Genomic DNA, 18,219 nt, shown 5'->3' with positions numbered 1-18,219 from the left:
TAGAAACACCCCCTCCGCTTACGCAGAGGGGGTGTTTTTTATTGCGTGAAATTTTATATACTGAATCCTTTAAGAGCTTTCTCATATGACTTGGATTGTTGTACAAAGCTTTTCATTTCCTTATGAAGCACAAATTGCTAAAACACAATTGGAAGCCGCCGAAATTCCTGCCCGTATTGAAAATGAACATACCATTAATATGGATTGGCTTTATTCCAATGCATTGGGTGGTGTTCGTTTATTAGTTCCGGAAAGTTATTTGAAAGAAGCACAAGCCCTACTAGCACAAGATTTTAGTCAGGAATTAGAACAAGAGTTTGGTTTAAGTGAATGCTGTCCTAATTGTGGAAGCACAGATATAAAGCCTTATACGGAAGGGAAGAGGCCTGCATATTTTGTTTTCTTATTGCTGGGTTTCCCATTATTTTCATATAAACATGGAACTAAGTGCCAACAATGCCAACATTTCTGGACTTAAGTTTGCATAAGCATCGATTAACAGAACCAGATTTGAATTTATGCATGTCGTGCTGTAAAAATAGATAGAAAATTAAAAAAGGAAAAAAGATGGAATACAAAGGAAGTTGTCATTGCGGAAAAATTACCTTCATTGCACAGGGTGAACTGACTGAAGCATTATCTTGTAATTGTTCAATTTGCCAGAAAAAAGGCTCTTTGCTCTGGTTTTTACCGAAAAGCGAAGTCGAAATTACTGTTGAAGAGGACGCACAAGCGACTTATCAATTCAATAAGCATGTAATCGAGCATCATTTCTGTAAGGACTGTGGGATTCATCCCTACGCAATAGGTACTGATCCAAAAGGAGTTTCGATATGTGCAATCAATGTGCGTTGTATTGATGATCTGGATTTGGAAAGCATCAAGGTCAATCATTTTGATGGCCGTTCGGTGTAGCCATAAAATTTAGAGTATAAAAATGACTAAGAATAAAAAGTTAGATCCCGCAGCAGTTGATGCACTATTAGAGATATTAAAGACTCGTTTTGAAAAAAATATGCATCGTCACAAATATCTGAGTTGGTCTGATATTGAAGAACGATTACAGCAGCAGCCAGAAAAGTTATGGTCCCTTAATCAAATGGAAGATACGGGTGGAGAGCCAGATGTAGTTTCATTGGATTCAAAATCATCTGAAATTATCTTTTATGATTGTGCTATGGAAACACCAAAAGGGCGTAGAAGCCTTTGCTATGATCGTGCTGCTTTAGATGCGCGTAAGGAACATAAACCACAAAATAATGCGGTTGAGGTGGCAGAGGCCATCGGAATTGAGTTGTTAACAGAAGAAGAATATAGACAGTTACAGTCTGTTGAGCATTTTGACTTAAAAACCTCAAGTTGGGTCAAAACGCCAGAAGATGTGCGTAAATTGGGCGGTGCAATTTTTTGTGATAGTCGTTATGGTCGAGTCTTTACTTATCACAATGGTGCGCAATCTTACTATGCGACTCGTGGCTTTCGCGGCCGATTAACAATATAGTTTTCTCGTTTTCACTGGCTTTTCTAAGTATTTTTTAACTTTTAATTTTGCCAAGCGCTTGCTTGGTTTTTCTGGTTTTGCTACTTTAGTGCTCATTCAATAAACAATGATGAATAATTGCTAGGAAGCAGATATGCACCTTAATCCTTTGTACTATAACGAGCAGCATCTTGAATTTTCCAAGAGTATTCGACGTTTCGTAGAAAAAGAGATTTCACCTTTTATCAATGAGTGGGATGAAAGTGAGACTTTTCCCAGAGAGCTTTATAAGAAAGCCGCAGATATTGGTTTGTTGGGACTCGGGTTTGAAGAGCAATATGGTGGGGTTGCGGGAACAGATGCATTTTATACCCTGTTAGCTTCTATTGAGCTGGCAAAATGTGCATCAGGTGGTTTAGCTGCTTCTTTACTTTCACATACGATTGGCGCGCCACCGATCCAGCATTTTGCAAATGAAGAGGTAAAATCTCACGTACTTCCACAGATTTTATCAGGTGAAAAGATCTCGGCATTAGCGATTACGGAGCCTGGTGGTGGGTCGGATGTGGCAGCACTTAAAACCAAAGCTGTCCGAGACGGCGATTATTTTCTGGTAAGTGGAGAAAAGACCTTTATCACTTCAGGGATGCGAGCAGATTATTATTCAGTGGCAGTGCGTACTGATCCAAATGCGAAAGGGGCAAACGGTATATCCATGCTGTTGATTGATGCCCATAGTGAAGGGATCAGCAAAACGAAACTGGACAAAATGGGGTGGTGGGCATCAGATACCGCGCATTTGCATTTTGATAACGTTAAAGTGCCAGCAAGCAATTTGTTAGGCCCTGAGAATATGGGCTTTCTGGTGATTATGAATAACTTCAATATGGAGCGTTTTTTCCTTGCAGCTAGTAGTTATGGCTTTGCTTTGACTTGCTATGAAGAGGCACTGGATTGGGCACAGCAACGTCAAACCTTTGGCAAGAGGTTGGTTGATCATCAGGTGATGCGTCATAAGCTGGTAGATATGGCAACTCGATTGACTGCAACCCGTGCTTTACTCGAGGATACTGCTTATCGCTTGGGTAAGCCAGAATTGCAAGGCAGTGAACTAATTGCCCAGATTTGTATGCTGAAGAATGTTGCTACTCAAACCATGCAATTCTGTGCAGATGCGGCAGTACAGACGTTAGGTGGAATGGGCTTTATGCGCGGTACTAAATCCGAACGTATTTACCGTGAAGTGAAGGTAAATATGATTGGTGGTGGCGCAGAAGAAATTATGAAAGATTTAATTAGTAAACAATTGGGTTATTAAACTGATCGCTAGGAGCTTATTGTATGGGTTCAATCCAATAAGCTCCTTTTCCCTCAGGATGAACTGCGATATACCAAATCGATGAACCCTGAGCATAGACCAAAAACTGGAATCCCTGATCCTGCATTTCTTTCTTTTTACCTCGGGTCGCATTATTGATTTTAATTGGGATGGCACCTTGAGCGCTAAAATAGTTGAGATCTGTTGATGAAAAGGTAAAAGAGCCATCACCTCTGCTTAGATCTAAATCATTTATTTCAATAATATTTTTTGTGCTCGGTGGTAAAATTGGAGGTAACCAACCACGTTCAAATGCATGTTCAGCTTTCGCATGCTGCAAATCTGTAAACTTGGTTGTCACTCTATCATCAGTACAGCCGAGAATTAGGCTGGAAAGTAAAATCAAGATTATGCGTTGCATATATTTTCGGCTAAAGAATTGGCATCAGCTTATTTCTAACTGAATACATCAGATATCTCAACGATTAAAAGGCTTGATATTTCGTATCTGTCCAATCCGAATTTAAAATTGCCCAACGTTCATGATCTTTCCATTCTTTTCCACCGACTCGTAGATACTGGCGGGAGAAGCCTTCTTTTATAAAACCAGCATTTGCGACAAGGCGAATAGAGGGTAGATTGTCTGGTTGAATATTGGCTTCTAGTCGATGTAGATTCAGGGTTTGAAATGCTTCTTTTAAAACCAGTTGTAGCCCTTGTCGCATATAGCCTTGCCTTGCATAAGGAGAAAAAGCTTCATAACCTAAATAAGCAGAATGGAAATAACCACGAATAATATTCGAGATATTAAAGGTGCCAACAATGGCATGATTTTCTTTCAAGCAGACAAAATAACGATGTTCTTGAGCGAGATAGTGTTCAAAATCAGTTGGCGGATAGGTCCACGGCTGATGTAGATGAATACTATTTGAGTATGCATGTTTAATTTCGGCTAAATCAGTGAGTTGAGGCTTACGTAAATAAATATGCTGCATTCTCTTCTTTCTATATTTGGCTTATTTGTATTGCTTTAACTCATTTTCTAACTCTTCTTTTAAGTCGAGTGGATCTATAATCCAAACAGAAATATCTAAATTTGGTAGAACCCCAATTTTTATACCATCATCATTTAGAATCTGTAACCATTTTTCGATAAAATTATTCAGATCGACTTTAGTTGGTGTGAAAGAAGGATAAACTTCAAGGAAGGAGGCCGCGTAGTCAGCATGTGGCCATACAGGTAAGTATTCTAAATTTTCTTGAGGTGTAAGGATAAGATAATTTGCCTGTTCATCTTCTAATATCCAGAGTTCTTCCCAGTCACATACTTTTGAAACAAAATGCTCATAACGTTGTTTAGGCGTTAAAGAAAATATATTTTCAATTTGTTTAGGATGCATTCGATAACCCATTATTTCACAGCCATTTCCCAAACCATTTCAGTCAACTCATCAATTTTGACTTTACCCTCGGGTTTGTACCATGTCACCGTCCAAGAAATCGAGCCACCGAGCAGACGACGCCAAATAAAAGCATCGTGTTTCACTTTGCCTTGAGCACGTAATTTTTCAATCACATCCAGCCAAACTTGCTCATATTCATTACGCATTTTTAGAAGGTAGTCTTGTTTTTCCTTTGATAGCGCAAACCACTCATGTACAAGTACCGCCATAGCCGCACCTGTATCACCAGCAATTGATAATAATTCAGCTTTGATGAGGTGGCGTAATTGCTGTTCAGGATCGCTTGAGCGTTCAGCCGCTTCTTTTAAGCGGGCAAAGTTATAAATGATGGTTTGTTCCATCACTGTCGCCAGAATTTCATCTTTACTTTTAAAGTGGTGAAATAAGCTGCCAGATTGAATTCCAATAAACTCACCGAGTTGACGAACCGTGGTTTTGTCATAACCCTGCTTATAAAAAAGATAGGCCGCACCTTGCAATAAACGTCCACGAGGACTGTCATCAAAACAAACAATTTTGGGGATTTGTTCAATTGAAGTTGCGATCATGCCTATCCGTCTATCCTATTTAAGCTGAGGTACATTGTAACAAAATTCATCTGATGCATTGTCTTATCTTTTTATAACAAGCAGTTGCTTGCGTTTGACTGTTTTTGCCAATACAGCATAGCATTATGCACTTTACAAACCAAGCACTTGCTTGGTAATGTTAAGGCGTTTTTAGCAATAACAATGAGAAAGCGCATGACAAGTGTCAAACAGGATGACCAGAGGGTAGTCAAAATCGGGTGTGCATCAGGGTTCTGGGGCGATACCAATACCGCTGCATTTCAGTTGGTACACCTAAGTGATATTGATTATCTGGTCTTTGATTATCTGTCTGAGATTACCATGTCGATTATGGCGAAGGCGATGATGATGGACCCAAGTCATGGTTATGCACTGGATTTTGTCAGTCGTGTCATGTCGCCACTGATCAATAAAATTGCTGAGAAAAAAATTAAAGTGATTAGTAATGCAGGTGGGGTAAATCCGCTGGCTTGTCGTGATGCCTTACAGAAAATCATTGATGAAAGAGGCTTGGATTTAAAAGTTGCTGTGGTATTGGGAGATGATGTATTACCCAAGCATGCCGAATTATTAAAACAAGATATTCAAGAAATGTTTAATGGCGATGCCTTGCCTGCACATGTTGCCAGTAGCAATGCCTATTTAGGCGCTGTTGCGATTCGCGATGCGCTCGACTTAGGAGCAGATATTGTGATTACAGGTCGTGTGGTCGATTCAGCGGTTGTGCTTGCACCATTATTGCATGAGTATAAATGGTCACTTGAGGATTATGACAAGTTAGCACAAGGCTCATTGGCAGGGCATGTGATTGAATGCGGTGCGCAATGTACAGGTGGAAATTTTACTGATTGGCGTCTAGTTCAAGGCTTTGACAATATGGGCTTTCCAATCGTAGAGGTCAGTGCTGATGCATCATTCATCGTGACCAAGCCGAAAGGGACAGGTGGGCTTGTTTCAAGTGCGACTGTAGCAGAGCAAATTGTCTATGAGATTGGCAATCCGCAAGCCTATCTTTTACCTGATGTGATTGCTGATTTTAGTCAAGTCCATTTAGAACAGGTGGGCGAACATCGAGTCAAGGTGACTGGTGCCACAGGTCGTGCACCAACTCAACAATATAAAGTCAGTGCCACATATGCTGATGGCTACCGAGTTTTAGTCAGTTTCTTAATTGCTGGTCGTGAAGCATCAGAAAAAGCCCAAATGATTGCCGATGCCATTCTGAATAAATGTGAACGGGTATTGGCGTTACGATCAGTCCCTCCGTTTAGTGAAAAGTCAGTCGAGATTCTCGGGATTGAAAGTACCTATGGCACACACGCCCGAATCAAAGACAGCCGTGAAGTCGTGGTCAAAATCGCGGTCAAACATCTGTTTAAAGAAGCTTGTATGTTCTTTGCTTCTGAAATTGCCCAAGCTTCAACGGGCATGGCACCTGCATTGGCAGGGATTGTCGGAGGCCGTCCTAAAGCATCGGCAGTAGTGAAATTATTTTCATTTTTGATTGATAAAGATCAACTGAAAGTCGAAGTCGATTTTGCGGGACAGCGTTACCCTGTACAGATTCCTACGGGGCAAAAGGCACCAACTGTCGAGCTACATCCCGTTGGTGAAGTGGCAACCTATCAAGGTGATGAAGTTGAAGTGCCTTTGATTGAGGTGGCGCATGCACGCAGTGGCGATAAGGGGAATCATAGCAATATCGGGGTGATTGCACGCCAAGCGGAATATTTACCTTGGATTCGTGCAGCACTGACTGAAGCCAATGTTGCCGCGTATATGCAGCATGTTTTAGATCTTGAAAAATCAAAAGTGATTCGTTATGAATTACCTGAGATGCATGCGCTGAATTTCATGCTGGAAAATGCTTTGGGTGGTGGTGGGATTGCCAGCTTGCGGATCGATCCACAAGGTAAAGCTTTTGCACAGCAATTATTGGATATGCCGGTGAAAGTACCAGCACAACTGTTAGAAAAATAAGTAAGGATGTAAACATGGGTTATCAATCAATTTTTAGGGCAGATGCATTTGCTGACAAAGTGATTATCGTGACAGGCGGTGGTTCAGGGATTGGCCGCTGTACGGCACATGAGTTGGCATCCTTAGGTGCGCAAGTTGTGATTACGGGACGTAAAGTTGAAAAATTAGAAAAGGTCAGTCAGGAAATTCTGGAAGATGGCGGCAAAGTTCATTTCATCGTCTGTGATAACCGTGATGAAGAACAAGTTAAAAACATGATTGCTGAAGTCATTGAAAAATTCGGCAAACTCGATGGTTTAGTGAATAACGCAGGAGGACAATTTCCTTCTGCGCTTGAAAATATTTCTGCCAATGGTTTTGATGCGGTGGTTCGTAATAACCTGCATTCAACCTTCTACTTGATGCGTGAAGCCTATAATCAGTGGATGGCAAAACATGGTGGCAGCATTGTCAACATGACCGCAGATATGTGGGGCGGTATGCCGGGTATGGGCCATTCAGGTGCAGCACGTTCAGGTGTCGATAACCTCACCAAAACTGCTTCGGTTGAATGGGGGAAGTCAGGTGTGCGTGTCAATGCGGTCGCACCTGGCTGGATTATTTCTTCGGGCATGGATAACTATAGTGGTGATTTTGCCAAAGTGATTATTCCAAGTCTGGCGAGCAATGTCCCGTTAAAACGTATGGGTACAGAGTCAGAAATTTCTTCTGCGATTTGTTATTTACTCTCCGATGCTGCTGCTTTTGTATCAGGGGTAACACTCCGCATCGATGGAGCTGCTTCACAAGGCACACGCATGTATCCATTGGCAGATGCGACCAATAATGAAGCCTTTAATGGTTTCCATCGTGCTTTTATTCCAGACATATTCAAAACAGATGGAGAATAAATATGAGCATTCTCCAATCTGAAATTGCAGTGGGTAGTGAGCAATATGAGCAAAATCGAGAGGCGTTATTAACGCAGCTGGCTGAAGTGCGTGCGGTGCAGCAAAAAAGCATCGATAAATCTTATGCGGCAAAACCCAAGTTTGATAAGAAAGGCAAAATTTTGCCCCATGAGCGTATTCGACTGTTATTAGATGCGGATTCACCTTTTGTCGAGCTGTGTGGTTTGGTTGGCTACAACATGCATGATGATAAAGATGGCTCCGAGGCTGGTGGGGGGGTGATCGCTGGCATTGGTTTTGTCAGTGGTGTACGTGCGCTGGTTTCTGCCAGTAATAGTGCGATCAAAGGTGGCACCATGTCACCGATGGGAGTACATAAAACCCTCCGCCTGCAAAAGATCGCATTAGAGCAAAAGCTGCCAATGGTCACCTTGACTGAAAGTGGTGGGGCTAACCTGAACTATGCTGCGGAAGTGTTTACCTATGGCGGTATGACCTTTGCCAATCAGGCACGATTGTCTGCTGCGGGAATTCCACAAGTTGCGGTAGTGCATGGTAATGCCACCGCGGGTGGTGCTTATCAGCCAGGTTTATCTGATTATGTGATTGCCGTACGCAAACAGACAGAAATGTTATTGGCTGGACCACCACTGTTATTGGCAGCAACAGGTGAGGTTGCAACGGCTGAAGAGCTGGGTGGTGCAGAAATGCATACTCAAGTTTCAGGCGTGGCTGAATATCTGGCCGAGAATGATGCGGATGGTATTCGTTTGGCGCGTGAGATTTTTGAGCATCTGAACTGGAAGGAACAAACTGCGCAATCGAATCAGAATTATAAAGAACCACGTTATGCTGCGGAGGAATTGTTAGGCATTATTCCTCAAGATCCGAAGCAACCTTTTGATATGAAGGAAATCATTGCACGGATTATCGATGATTCAGACTTTCTGGAATTTAAACAGGAATATGATGCTTTAACTGTTTGCGGTTGGGCAAAAATAGGTGGTTTGCATATTGGCATCATTACCAATAATGGTCCCATTACCCCGCAGGGTGCGGCTAAAACGGCGCAATTTATTCATCTGTGTGAACAGACTCAGAGACCGCTTTTATTCCTGCACAATACCACAGGTTTTATGGTCGGAACGGATGCAGAGCAGAACGGTATTATCAAGCATGGTTCTAAACTGATTCAGGCAGTCGCTAATGCGACGGTGCCAAAAATCTCGATTGTGGTTGCGGGTTCTTATGGGGCAGGCAACTATGCGATGTGTGGACGCAGTTTGTCGCCACAATTTATCTTTGCATGGCCAAATTCGCATGTGGCAGTAATGGGTGCGGCACAAGCAGGTAAGGTATTGCGTATCGTGGCTGAGGGTAAACAGAAAGCATCAGGGATGGAACCGAATCCGCAGATGCTGGATTTCCTGGAACAAAGTACAGCAATGAAACTGGAACAGCAGTCGACGGCTTTATTCAATACCGCAATGCTCCATGACGATGGAATTATCGATCCGAGAGATACCCGAAAAGTACTGATTTTCTTATTACAAACCATTTTTGAAGCACAACAACGTGAGTTAAATCCAACACGATTTGGTGTGTCGAGATTTTAATTTTTAACACCCTCATCCTAGCCTTCTCCCTGAGGGAGAAGGGATTCCCTCGCCCTTTTGGGGAGAGGGTTAGGGAGAGGGGGAAAACAATTTTTAAGGAACAAAAACAATGAAATTTACCGCAGAACATGATGCTTTACGCCGTACCACACGCCAGTTTGTTGAAAATGAATTAAATCCATTTATCCCAGAATGGGAGGAGGCAGGGCGTTTCCCGATTCATGATGTGTTTAAGAAAATGGGGGATTTAGGTTTATTGGGGATTTGCAAGCCTGAAGAAAATGGTGGTTTAGGGCTCGACTATTCTTATAATCTCGTAGTGGCAGAGGAGCTAGGCCGCGCTGCTTGTGGTGGTGTACCCCTCGCGATTGGCGTACAAACCGATATGGCAACGCCTGCACTAGCTCGTTTTGGTAGCAAAGAACTACGAGATGAGTTTTTAAATCCTGCGATTCGTGGTGAATATGTCGCGTCGATTGCGGTATCCGAAGTGCATGCGGGTTCTGATGTGGCAGCCATTAAAACCACAGCAAAAAAAGATGGCGATGACTATGTGATTAACGGCAGCAAGATGTGGATCACCAACTCATTACAAGCAGATTTCTTCTGTTTACTTGCCAATACCTCTGATGATAAGCCACACGTCAATAAATCCATGATTATTGTGCCAGCAAAAACGGCAGGGATTAGCTTTTCAGAACCCTTGAATAAATTGGGCATGCGTTCAACCACCACTGCACAGGTCTATTTCGATAATGTTCGTGTACCGCAACGCAACCTTGTGGGTGCAGAAGGCATGGGCTTTATGATGCAAATGATGCAGTTCCAAGAAGAACGGATGTGGGCTTGCGCCAATGCGGTGGGTGGCATGGAAAAAGTCATTCAGCAAACTATTGATTATACTAAAGAACGTACCACCTTTGGTCAGCCCTTGATTAACAATCAATATGTGCATTTCCGTTTTGCTGAGTTGATGACCGAAGTGGAAGCTTTACGCGCATTAACTTATCAAGCCTGTGAACAGCATATCGCAGGTGAAAATGTCACCATGATGGCCTCAATGGCGAAGCTGAAAGCAGGTCGTTTAAGCCGTGAAGTGGCGGATAGCTGTCTGCAATATTGGGGTGGTAATGGCTTTATGTGGGATAACCCAGCATCACAACTATTCCGTGATGGTCGTTTAGGTTCAATTGGCGGCGGTGCAGATGAGATTATGTTGGGGATTATCTGTAAGTTGATGGATATTTTGCCTAAAAAGCAGAAAAACTAGGAGACGAAAGATGGGGCTTTCAACTTCTCTTGCAGACTTGAATATTGATGACAGCATTGAACTAGAGCAACAAGGTAGCATTTTAACCTTATGGCTAAATCGTCCTGAAAGCCGTAATGCTATGAGCTTGAATATGGTCACTGCCATTCAACAGGTGTTTAGCCAGATTGCGGATGATTCATCAATTCGCGCTGTCATTCTGCGTGGTAAGGGCGGGCATTTCTGTGCAGGTGGTGACATTAAGGATATGGCGAGCTTACGTGTTGAAGCTGCAAATAGTGGCAGTTTGCAACCCTACGTCGATTTTAACCGCCGTTTTGGTGCCATGATCGAACAGGTTGACCAAGCACCCCAGACCGTTGTTGCTGTACTGGAAGGGGCGGTGCTTGGTGGTGGTTTTGGTCTGGCTTGTGTTTCAGATATTGCCATCAGCCGTGATACCGCTCAGTTTGGCCTACCTGAAACAGGCTTAGGTATCTTACCCGCGCAAATTGCGCCTTTTGTGGTGAAGCGGATTGGTCTGACTCAAGCGCGTCGTTTGGCTTTATTAGGTTTACGTTTTGATGGTCATGCTGCTTTGAATTTAGGGATGATTCATCAGTTGGCGCAGAATGACGCTGAACTGGAACAGCAGCTTGCTGAGACGATTCAACAGATTAAACGTGCTGCACCTTTGGCTTCTCGTGCCACCAAAGCTTTATTACATCGAACGCTCAATGAACCTTTAACTTCTCTGCTGGATGATGCTGCACAACAATTTGCACAAGCAGTCGGTGGTGCAGAAGGACAAGAAGGAACGATGGCTTTTATTCAAAAACGTTTGCCAAACTGGACTGAGCAGTAAAAGAGCAAAGTATGACTTTGCGTACCGTATCGGTCAAAACCATATAAATACGGTGCTTTGAGGGATTAAATAATGAAATTTTCAAAAGTATTAGTGGCAAACCGTGGTGAAATCGCCGTTCGTGTCATGCAAACGGCCAAAGCGATGGGCTATCAAACGGTTGCCGTGTATTCAGATGCCGATGCCAATGCACGCCATGTCCAGCTGGCAGATGAGGCGGTTTATATCGGTGCTTCTAAAGTTTCAGAATCTTATTTATCGATTGCCAATATTATTGAAGCGTGCCAAAAGACAGGTGCGAATGCGGTACATCCTGGTTATGGTTTCCTGTCTGAAAATACTGACTTTGCTCAGGCTTGTCTTGATCATGGTATTACATTTATTGGACCAACAGCGGCTGCGATCGAATTAATGGGCAGTAAGCGTCTGTCTAAAATTGCCATGATTCAAGCTGGAGTACCTTGTGTGCCCGGTTATGAAGGTGATCAGCAGGATATTGATTATCTAGCTGAACAGGCAGAGAAGATTGGTTATCCTTTAATGGTCAAGGCTTCGGCAGGTGGTGGTGGACGTGGCATGCGCTTGGTCCATCAGGCTTCGGATGTATTGGATGCCTTAAAAACAGCACGTTCAGAGGCAGAAAATGCCTTTGGTTCAGGTGAGCTGATTTTAGAGAAAGCCGTGATTGCCCCACGCCATGTCGAGATTCAGGTCTTTGGTGATACGCATGGCAATTATGTGTATTTGTTTGAACGTGATTGTTCAATCCAGCGTCGTCACCAAAAGGTGGTCGAAGAAGCCCCTTGTCCTGTGATGACGCCTGAACTTCGTCAGCAAATGGGGGAGGCGGCCGTTGCTGCGGCCAAAGCTTGTGATTATGTCGGGGCTGGTACAGTTGAGTTCTTGCTGGATCAATCGGGTGAGTTCTATTTTCTGGAAATGAATACCCGTTTGCAAGTCGAGCACCCCGTTACGGAAATGATCACAGGGCTAGATTTGGTGGAATGGCAGCTTCGGATTGCCAATGGTGAAACTTTAGCTTTGCAGCAACATGAACTGACACTAAATGGGCATGCGATTGAAGTGCGTCTTTATGCCGAAGATCCACGACAGGATTTCTTGCCACAAACAGGTAAAGTGCTGCGTTGGCAGCCTGCGGGTGCTGATGGTATGTTGCCGAATGTCCGTATTGACCACGGCATGTTAGAACAAGGTGAAATTAGTCCATTCTATGATCCGATGGTGGCCAAGGTCATTGCTTATGGTAAGACTCGTCAGGATGCGATTCGATTGCTCGCTCGCGCCGTTGATGATTGTGTCTTGTTGGGCGTGAATAGTAATAAACAATTCCTGAGCAATTTATTGCGTCATCCGATTATTGTCGCTGGGGATACCAATACTGCCTTTATTCAGCAGCATTTTCAGGATGATATTAGTCTACATCAACAAAGCTTAAAGATTGAAACACTTGCGGTGGCAGCAGCACTATTTACTCAACAAAATCAGCAGCAAGTGGCTTGGCAAACAGGTGTCGCGTTGCCATTTCCGTTGAAACTGAAATATGCAGATCAACAGTTATTGCTATATGTACAAAATGATCAGCAGCAGGTCAAAGTTGAATTATGTGACCAACAGGCAACGATCAACATTATAAGCATCAATGGTGAAGAGATTGTTTATTGCTGTGATGGCGTTCGCCGTAAGCTGGCTTATGTATTTGATCAAGATCAGCTGTATTTAGATGTAGGCAATGGCAATGTGGTGATTGAGAATATTACCTATGCAGCACCTGAAGCCGCAGAAGTTGTTGGTGATGGAAAAATCCGAGCACCGATGGATGGGGCGATTGTGAATCTGTTGGTCAATGTCGGCGATCAGGTAGTGAAAGGACAAACTCTATTGGTGCTCGAAGCCATGAAAATTCAACAACAGATCAAATCCGATGTTGATGGTGTAGTCGAAGAACTGATTGGTCAGGTTGGGCAGCAGGTGAAAAAACGTCAGCAATTATTAAATGTTTCATTACTTTAGCTGAATCCGTTGATTGAACCCTTACGATCAGCGATCGCTTGGGTTCGATCGATTTAGGGGAACATTTTTAAGCGTAGACTCTCTAAACGACTCTGATACTGTTTTTGCCATTCTGTCTCTGAGAGTTGTGCTTTTAATGGTTCCATCTCTTGTTGTAGCTGCTGCAAGGCTTGCTGATATTGATCAACTTGCTGCTGTTGCTGAGCTTCGCGTCGTTCTCTTTGCTGAACCTCTTGGCGTTCCTGCTCTGTTAAATATTGCTGTTGTAATTGTTGCTTTAAGCGTTCAGTTTCAGTAGTATTTTGTTGGCCTTGCTGAATCAAATTTAAGGCTTGTTTATATTGTCCGATCTTGCCTTCCTGCTCAGTTGCATCAGGATATTGTTGCTGCAATTGTTCAAAGGCTTTTAAACGTTGTTCAGCGCTGAGTTTTTGATTCTGAGCCAAATCATTATAGGCAAAACGATATTCCGCATAACTGCGCTCTTGCCCAAAACCAAGCATGGTTTCTGCTTTTCCCAAAGTCTGCTCTCTCAGTTTCCATAAGCGATCAAAACGCTCTTTCGGTGATAAAGAGGTGGATAGCACCGTACTTTGCATCTGCTGCTCATACTCAGGCAAACGTTTGAGTAGATTCGCGACCAGTTGTGCAAACTTTTGATCAGGATAATGGGCTAAGGCTTTTGCCAAAGCAGCATTACAGTCAGATACAGGGCAGTTGGCCTTAAAGTCATTGAGAAACTGAGTGATATTGCCAGGTTGCTGCTGTAAATTCTTGATTTGCTTTAAGAGCGAGTCCTGAAAAATTTCATCCTTGCTTTTATTTGGCATGCTGTCATCACGCATCTGTGTCGATGAATCCTGAGATACTGTGGATCTGGTGTGCTGGATTGCAGCGGAAGAGGCGGTGCTCTTCCAGACAACAATCCCAACCAAGACCACGACAACAATTATTATTGTCAGCAATAGTCTTTTATTCATACCCTCTTCCGTTTATGGCTTGTAATTAAATTGGCCCATCACAGGGAAATGGTCTGAGAGATCCCATGTCATGTATAGCGGGTCAGCCGTAGTACGCAAGATACGCACATCATTACGGGACTGAGTGGGCTGACGATGGTTATTCGATGCCACGATATAGTCCAGATATTCAACAGTTGAACCACCTGAACCTGCTGCACCTGCCAATTTATTCACACGCGGATCAAAGGTCGAAGCGGTATAGCCTGTGCTGGTTGCTGCGGTGGCATTCAGATTGCTTAACATATCTTGATAGTCTTGCGGCCAAAGTAGTTTATTTACATTAAAATCACCGCCCATCAATACGGCATCAAAACTTGGAATATTTTGTTGATTGACCAATTGGCGGATTTGTTTGAACTGAACTTGGCGTAGGGCGCGTGCTTCATCGGTATCAAATGAGGCGGTATGCGTTGAAGTCACATGATAAGCCTTACCATTTTTAATGATTTCAGCATACAGCACACCTTTATCGGCGAAGCAATCGGTTCCTGTACAATCTGGATAAATCAATTGAGCCGTTTTCGCGATGGGATAACGGCTGACAATCACCAGACCACTGTCAAACAGGTTATAACCAGAACCGACAGGAATATGGGTTTGATACGGATATTGTTGTGCCAGTTGGTTCAACATGTCTGTACGCGATGAGGCAAATGCTTCTTGCATCATAATCACATCGTAACCATTCAGATGCTTCGGCAGTTCAGCCAGACGTTCACTGATTTTACTCGCCACCATTGGCAGAGTATAAATATTATAGGTCAGCACTTTGAGTTCATTGGCGCTGGCTGAAACAGGCTCTTGCACCGTGTTTTGGTGAATGGTGTAGTGGAAGTCATCATAACCACCCGTATATTCAGCTTTTACTGCCGCCTGAGCGGATAAGCCTGCATAAGGGGTATTGATACGATGAACATTACGATCTGAATACCAAGGGGATGTTGTGGTCGCCGTTTGAATCCCGTGCTGAATGTTGCTACCAGACCAAGTGCCAGTCATGGTTTGTTTTAAGGTCACTTGTGAATTGCCGCTGGTTACTACAGTATCAAAGTTATAGGTTTTACCTGATTTGATCCCTGTATAACGGTTCATTCGTAAAATACGTTTGGTTTCGTAAGGCGCAATTTGTGTGGCTTCCTGTGCCCATTCATTGCCTTGCTGTAATGAGTCTCCAGTTTGATTGACTTGTATCGATACCGTTTGTGGCGTGGTATTGGTCACAAAAACATAGGAATCGGCCATCGCCTGCTGACTTGAAAAACCACAGATAAACAACGCAACCCCTGCGCCGATTTTTAAGCTTTTCAGCTTCATTTTTCTCTCTCCATAGTGCTAATTGTTTGAACAAAGATGGGATGTATTATTAAAATTATTCATTTATGAAAAATTTATGATCGTTATTTGTTCGAAATTTATAATAATGAAAAAATGTTGCTAAATCATTTAAATTCATGACCATTTATCTGATGTTTGAAAAGTCATATCTTATTTATAGTTATGGAGATTTTTGGAAGGAATTAGGAATCGGTATGAAATGCTGTAGTGTTATTAAAATATACAAGTGTTCATAAACGAAAATAAAAAAAGAGTTTTAAATTATACGGTGTATAGATGAAAAAAATCTGACAAGGACTACACCATGCCAGATTATTTGTTCGGTAAGCCGTTTAAGCTTGATCAGCTTCGGAAATGGCTGTGCTTGCTTGCTTTAAACTATAGAGCAGTTGTCCCAATAGTACATCTTTATTACTCAAGGTCACCATCACCATTGGATGATGTTGCGCTGGGATAGAGGTGAGAATCGCTTTACCATTTTCAGCATCCAGCGTAATACTTTGGCATCCTGTTAGCTGAATTTCATTAAGAAAAGCCGTGACCATTGCCAGAATTGAACTGCTGACAGCAGCCAGTTTTGTACTGTTATACGGATTCTTCTTATAAATTGCGGCTAACTCAAAACCATCCGTTGAGCACAGCATAATATAATCCACGCCTCGAATATTCATCAGAATATCATTGGCTTGTGCCTTGGCAAACTGGATCAGCTCTTTCGGTGCTGTACGTTGCTGACTGGGAATACTGAACATAATTCTTCTCTTTTATAAAGTAATTAATTTGTTGCTTTTAAATTGACTTCTAATGCTGCAATGAGAGATTCAATCATGAGCAAGATATGCTCTTGTTTACGCGCATCGATAAAAAATAGGGGATATTGATAGTCATTCTGAATTAACCAATCTCGGTAGATGCTGGTCGATTGCTCTTTGTTTTCATCGACATGCGTGATGCCAATCGAAATATTCTGGGTGTAATCCTTAAATGTTTCCAGATACGCTTCAAGTTCTTCAATCGGCACTTTACTGTTATGGTCGACCAACAGAATAACGCCCAAGGCACCTTGGCAAATCACAGGCCAGATAAAATCAAAACGTGATTGACCAGGCGTACCATACAGGCCGATTTTGACGCCGTCATCCAGCGTGATTTCACCGTAATCAATACCCACCGTAGTTTGCATCTTATTGTGGGCCTGGCTGTCTGTATTTAATGCTTCAGTCGCAAGCACAGGAATTTCTGAAAGCGATTTAATAGCTTCTGTTTTTCCTGCGCCCATGCTTCCTGCAAAGACAATTTTATATTGTTGGAGAATCATAGCATTCCTTAAAGCCCAAAGCGGCGTCTGATTTTGCCGAAAAATTTATTTAAAAAACCTTTTTGTTCAATCGTTTGTTCGTCTGCTTCTGTTTTTAGGTAATGACTTTCTGAAGCTGGAATAATGCCGCCGTTGTTAGAAATCATGCAGGCAGCGATAAATTGTTGAACCGTTTGAATTGGAAGTTTTAACTGTGTTGCAACTTGATAAAGTTGGGCGCCTTGTATAAAGCAGGCTGAAAGCAGAAGGGCGGTTTTACGACCTTCGCTTTGAGCAGGCTGCGGCCAGTATTCGATTTTATAATATTCATTTTCATTGGGTGCCAGACGTTGGAACTCCATAGAGTGCCAGAACAGATTCCAGACCCAGTCCTGTAAGTTATATTCCACTTTACGAGAGACTTTAGTGAAATTGGAGGTGGTTGCAAATTCGTATTTAAAGCTGTGATTGGTTTTTGTATGAATCCGTGTTGGTTCTAGCCATGCAATTTGACTGCGTGTATCAATAATGGCCAAGGTACCATGATCATCGAAAAGGTGAAGTCTGGCATTTTCCGGATTGAGCATATCCGTTAAATACTTTGCATTTATTGCATTGTGAGTTGAAACGGTTTCTGTCTTTGGCTGTTGAGATTGTTGGTGCGATAGATAGCTGAGCAATCGAAGCTGAATCCAGTTTTTTAATGCATCTGTATGCTGAAAAGGTAAATATAAGGTGTTGTGTTGTTCGATATGATGTGAGCCTTCTCCTTTAGCAACTTTTAAGCAGGGAAGTTGTTTTTGTTCTAAAATGCGTTGAATGCCTTCGGTTTCAAAGAAATTTTCATTTATTAATAATAAGTCGATATTGGGATCTGCAATATTGATCCAGTTAATGCCAAACTCGTGCGGTATGGTTTTTCTAAGTTCTATTTTTAATTCATCTGAAACTTTTAAACTTATACCTGAAATTGCGATATTAATGCAATGTCCATTCATAGTATCACTTTAATGTTTTTAAAATATTGGACTGCAAAAAATAGCCATTATACTAAAGGCTAATATTAGGGTGCTTGTATTATTTCTATTTTATTATTTTGAATAA

General features: G+C 42.5%; 19 protein-coding genes. 10 read left to right on the top strand and 9 right to left on the bottom strand.

All coding sequences use genetic code 11. The features are described from left to right. Positions 1 to 85: 85 nt before the first annotated feature. The 4 genes from AWW72_RS01310 to AWW72_RS01295 all read left to right on the top strand — a co-directional run bounded on the left by AWW72_RS01310 (position 86) and on the right by AWW72_RS01295 (position 2,798). Positions 86 to 478: a putative signal transducing protein gene (locus tag AWW72_RS01310; protein ID WP_004775677.1), complete on the top strand. Its 393-nt coding sequence runs from the start codon at positions 86 to 88 to the stop codon at positions 476 to 478. Positions 479 to 567: 89 nt separating this feature from the next. Beyond that, positions 568 to 915: a GFA family protein gene (locus AWW72_RS01305; protein WP_062846185.1), complete on the top strand. Its 348-nt coding sequence runs from the start codon at positions 568 to 570 to the stop codon at positions 913 to 915. Positions 916 to 937: 22 nt separating this feature from the next. After that, positions 938 to 1,501: a DUF4256 domain-containing protein gene (locus tag AWW72_RS01300; RefSeq protein WP_062846184.1), complete on the top strand. Its 564-nt coding sequence runs from the start codon at positions 938 to 940 to the stop codon at positions 1,499 to 1,501. Between the two features lie 133 nt (positions 1,502 to 1,634). Beyond that, the gene (locus tag AWW72_RS01295; RefSeq protein ID WP_005259676.1) at positions 1,635 to 2,798 is read left to right on the top strand and encodes an acyl-CoA dehydrogenase family protein; all 1,164 of its coding nucleotides are present in this window, start codon (positions 1,635 to 1,637) and stop codon (positions 2,796 to 2,798) included. 16 nt (positions 2,799 to 2,814) lie between these two features. Here AWW72_RS01295 and AWW72_RS01290 read toward each other — a convergent pair whose 3' ends face one another. The 4 genes from AWW72_RS01290 to AWW72_RS01275 all read right to left on the bottom strand — a co-directional run bounded on the left by AWW72_RS01290 (position 2,815) and on the right by AWW72_RS01275 (position 4,809). Next, on the bottom strand, positions 2,815 to 3,219 hold the full coding sequence (locus AWW72_RS01290) for a YbbD-related protein (RefSeq protein ID WP_062846183.1): 405 nt from the start codon (positions 3,217 to 3,219) through the stop codon (positions 2,815 to 2,817). A 64-nt stretch (positions 3,220 to 3,283) separates the two neighbouring features. Continuing rightward, complete coding sequence (locus AWW72_RS01285) at positions 3,284 to 3,793, bottom strand: GNAT family N-acetyltransferase (protein ID WP_062846182.1); 510 nt, start codon at positions 3,791 to 3,793, stop codon at positions 3,284 to 3,286. Between the two features lie 21 nt (positions 3,794 to 3,814). Beyond that, on the bottom strand, positions 3,815 to 4,198 hold the full coding sequence (locus AWW72_RS01280) for a DUF2750 domain-containing protein (RefSeq protein WP_062846192.1): 384 nt from the start codon (positions 4,196 to 4,198) through the stop codon (positions 3,815 to 3,817). A gap of 11 nt (positions 4,199 to 4,209) precedes the next feature. Further along, positions 4,210 to 4,809: a TetR/AcrR family transcriptional regulator gene (locus AWW72_RS01275; RefSeq protein ID WP_005226741.1), complete on the bottom strand. Its 600-nt coding sequence runs from the start codon at positions 4,807 to 4,809 to the stop codon at positions 4,210 to 4,212. A gap of 195 nt (positions 4,810 to 5,004) precedes the next feature. On the opposite strand from AWW72_RS01275, the gene AWW72_RS01270 reads away from it, so the two are divergent. The 6 genes from AWW72_RS01270 (at position 5,005) to AWW72_RS01245 (ending at position 13,461) form a co-directional block, all read left to right on the top strand. After that, the gene (locus AWW72_RS01270; protein ID WP_062846181.1) at positions 5,005 to 6,810 is read left to right on the top strand and encodes an acyclic terpene utilization AtuA family protein; all 1,806 of its coding nucleotides are present in this window, start codon (positions 5,005 to 5,007) and stop codon (positions 6,808 to 6,810) included. A gap of 14 nt (positions 6,811 to 6,824) precedes the next feature. Then, positions 6,825 to 7,700 (top strand): SDR family oxidoreductase, encoded by an 876-nt coding sequence (locus tag AWW72_RS01265; protein WP_062846180.1) that lies wholly within the window; start codon positions 6,825 to 6,827, stop codon positions 7,698 to 7,700. Positions 7,701 to 7,702: 2 nt separating this feature from the next. Beyond that, the gene (locus AWW72_RS01260) at positions 7,703 to 9,316 is read left to right on the top strand and encodes an acyl-CoA carboxylase subunit beta (protein WP_047429225.1); all 1,614 of its coding nucleotides are present in this window, start codon (positions 7,703 to 7,705) and stop codon (positions 9,314 to 9,316) included. Positions 9,317 to 9,425: 109 nt separating this feature from the next. After that, entirely contained in the window at positions 9,426 to 10,586 is a 1,161-nt protein-coding gene (locus AWW72_RS01255; RefSeq protein ID WP_062846179.1) for an acyl-CoA dehydrogenase family protein, read from the top strand. 10 nt (positions 10,587 to 10,596) lie between these two features. Next, positions 10,597 to 11,430, top strand: coding sequence for an enoyl-CoA hydratase/isomerase family protein (locus AWW72_RS01250; RefSeq protein ID WP_062846178.1), 834 nt, complete (start codon positions 10,597 to 10,599; stop codon positions 11,428 to 11,430). Positions 11,431 to 11,502: 72 nt separating this feature from the next. Next, positions 11,503 to 13,461: an acetyl/propionyl/methylcrotonyl-CoA carboxylase subunit alpha gene (locus AWW72_RS01245; RefSeq protein WP_062846177.1), complete on the top strand. Its 1,959-nt coding sequence runs from the start codon at positions 11,503 to 11,505 to the stop codon at positions 13,459 to 13,461. A gap of 53 nt (positions 13,462 to 13,514) precedes the next feature. On the opposite strand, the gene AWW72_RS01240 is transcribed toward AWW72_RS01245, so the two are convergent. The 5 genes from AWW72_RS01240 to AWW72_RS01220 form a co-directional block, all read right to left on the bottom strand. Beyond that, positions 13,515 to 14,441 (bottom strand): lipase secretion chaperone, encoded by a 927-nt coding sequence (locus tag AWW72_RS01240; RefSeq protein WP_062846176.1) that lies wholly within the window; start codon positions 14,439 to 14,441, stop codon positions 13,515 to 13,517. A 12-nt stretch (positions 14,442 to 14,453) separates the two neighbouring features. Next, positions 14,454 to 15,797, bottom strand: a complete 1,344-nt coding sequence (locus tag AWW72_RS01235; protein ID WP_062846175.1) for a sphingomyelin phosphodiesterase — start codon at positions 15,795 to 15,797, stop codon at positions 14,454 to 14,456. Positions 15,798 to 16,150: 353 nt separating this feature from the next. Beyond that, a complete protein-coding gene (locus AWW72_RS01230) occupies positions 16,151 to 16,570 on the bottom strand; it encodes a roadblock/LC7 domain-containing protein (protein ID WP_004775657.1) in 420 nt (139 codons plus the stop codon). A gap of 23 nt (positions 16,571 to 16,593) precedes the next feature. Then, the gene (locus tag AWW72_RS01225) at positions 16,594 to 17,136 is read right to left on the bottom strand and encodes a GTP-binding protein (RefSeq protein ID WP_062846174.1); all 543 of its coding nucleotides are present in this window, start codon (positions 17,134 to 17,136) and stop codon (positions 16,594 to 16,596) included. Positions 17,137 to 17,144: 8 nt separating this feature from the next. Then, positions 17,145 to 18,113 carry a hypothetical protein gene (locus AWW72_RS01220; RefSeq protein WP_004775653.1) on the bottom strand — a complete coding sequence of 323 codons (969 nt, stop codon included), beginning with the start codon at positions 18,111 to 18,113 and terminating at the stop codon, positions 17,145 to 17,147. Positions 18,114 to 18,219 lie beyond the last annotated feature (106 nt).

Source organism: Acinetobacter sp. NRRL B-65365 (assembly GCF_001605865.1).
GTDB classification, from domain to species: Bacteria; Pseudomonadota; Gammaproteobacteria; order Pseudomonadales; family Moraxellaceae; genus Acinetobacter; species Acinetobacter vivianii.
Note: the sequence above shows the minus strand (reverse complement) of the source record. Positions and strands in the feature narration are given on the sequence as shown.

What these genes read in the sequence shown, in the direction of transcription:
- AWW72_RS01225 (WP_062846174.1), bottom strand. Translation starts at nt 17,136, where the DNA reads ATGATTCTCCAACAATATAAAATTGTCTTTGCAGGAAGCATGGGCGCA.
- AWW72_RS01245 (WP_062846177.1), top strand. Translation starts at nt 11,503, where the DNA reads ATGAAATTTTCAAAAGTATTAGTGGCAAACCGTGGTGAAATCGCCGTT.
- AWW72_RS01235 (WP_062846175.1), bottom strand. Translation starts at nt 15,797, where the DNA reads ATGAAGCTGAAAAGCTTAAAAATCGGCGCAGGGGTTGCGTTGTTTATC.
- AWW72_RS01300 (WP_062846184.1), top strand. Translation starts at nt 938, where the DNA reads ATGACTAAGAATAAAAAGTTAGATCCCGCAGCAGTTGATGCACTATTA.
- AWW72_RS01305 (WP_062846185.1), top strand. Translation starts at nt 568, where the DNA reads ATGGAATACAAAGGAAGTTGTCATTGCGGAAAAATTACCTTCATTGCA.
- AWW72_RS01260 (WP_047429225.1), top strand. Translation starts at nt 7,703, where the DNA reads ATGAGCATTCTCCAATCTGAAATTGCAGTGGGTAGTGAGCAATATGAG.
- AWW72_RS01240 (WP_062846176.1), bottom strand. Translation starts at nt 14,441, where the DNA reads ATGAATAAAAGACTATTGCTGACAATAATAATTGTTGTCGTGGTCTTG.
- AWW72_RS01285 (WP_062846182.1), bottom strand. Translation starts at nt 3,793, where the DNA reads ATGCAGCATATTTATTTACGTAAGCCTCAACTCACTGATTTAGCCGAA.
- AWW72_RS01255 (WP_062846179.1), top strand. Translation starts at nt 9,426, where the DNA reads ATGAAATTTACCGCAGAACATGATGCTTTACGCCGTACCACACGCCAG.
- AWW72_RS01280 (WP_062846192.1), bottom strand. Translation starts at nt 4,198, where the DNA reads ATGCATCCTAAACAAATTGAAAATATATTTTCTTTAACGCCTAAACAA.
- AWW72_RS01275 (WP_005226741.1), bottom strand. Translation starts at nt 4,809, where the DNA reads ATGATCGCAACTTCAATTGAACAAATCCCCAAAATTGTTTGTTTTGAT.
- AWW72_RS01310 (WP_004775677.1), top strand. Translation starts at nt 86, where the DNA reads ATGACTTGGATTGTTGTACAAAGCTTTTCATTTCCTTATGAAGCACAA.
- AWW72_RS01220 (WP_004775653.1), bottom strand. Translation starts at nt 18,113, where the DNA reads ATGAATGGACATTGCATTAATATCGCAATTTCAGGTATAAGTTTAAAA.
- AWW72_RS01265 (WP_062846180.1), top strand. Translation starts at nt 6,825, where the DNA reads ATGGGTTATCAATCAATTTTTAGGGCAGATGCATTTGCTGACAAAGTG.
- AWW72_RS01250 (WP_062846178.1), top strand. Translation starts at nt 10,597, where the DNA reads ATGGGGCTTTCAACTTCTCTTGCAGACTTGAATATTGATGACAGCATT.
- AWW72_RS01290 (WP_062846183.1), bottom strand. Translation starts at nt 3,219, where the DNA reads ATGCAACGCATAATCTTGATTTTACTTTCCAGCCTAATTCTCGGCTGT.
- AWW72_RS01230 (WP_004775657.1), bottom strand. Translation starts at nt 16,570, where the DNA reads ATGTTCAGTATTCCCAGTCAGCAACGTACAGCACCGAAAGAGCTGATC.
- AWW72_RS01295 (WP_005259676.1), top strand. Translation starts at nt 1,635, where the DNA reads ATGCACCTTAATCCTTTGTACTATAACGAGCAGCATCTTGAATTTTCC.
- AWW72_RS01270 (WP_062846181.1), top strand. Translation starts at nt 5,005, where the DNA reads ATGACAAGTGTCAAACAGGATGACCAGAGGGTAGTCAAAATCGGGTGT.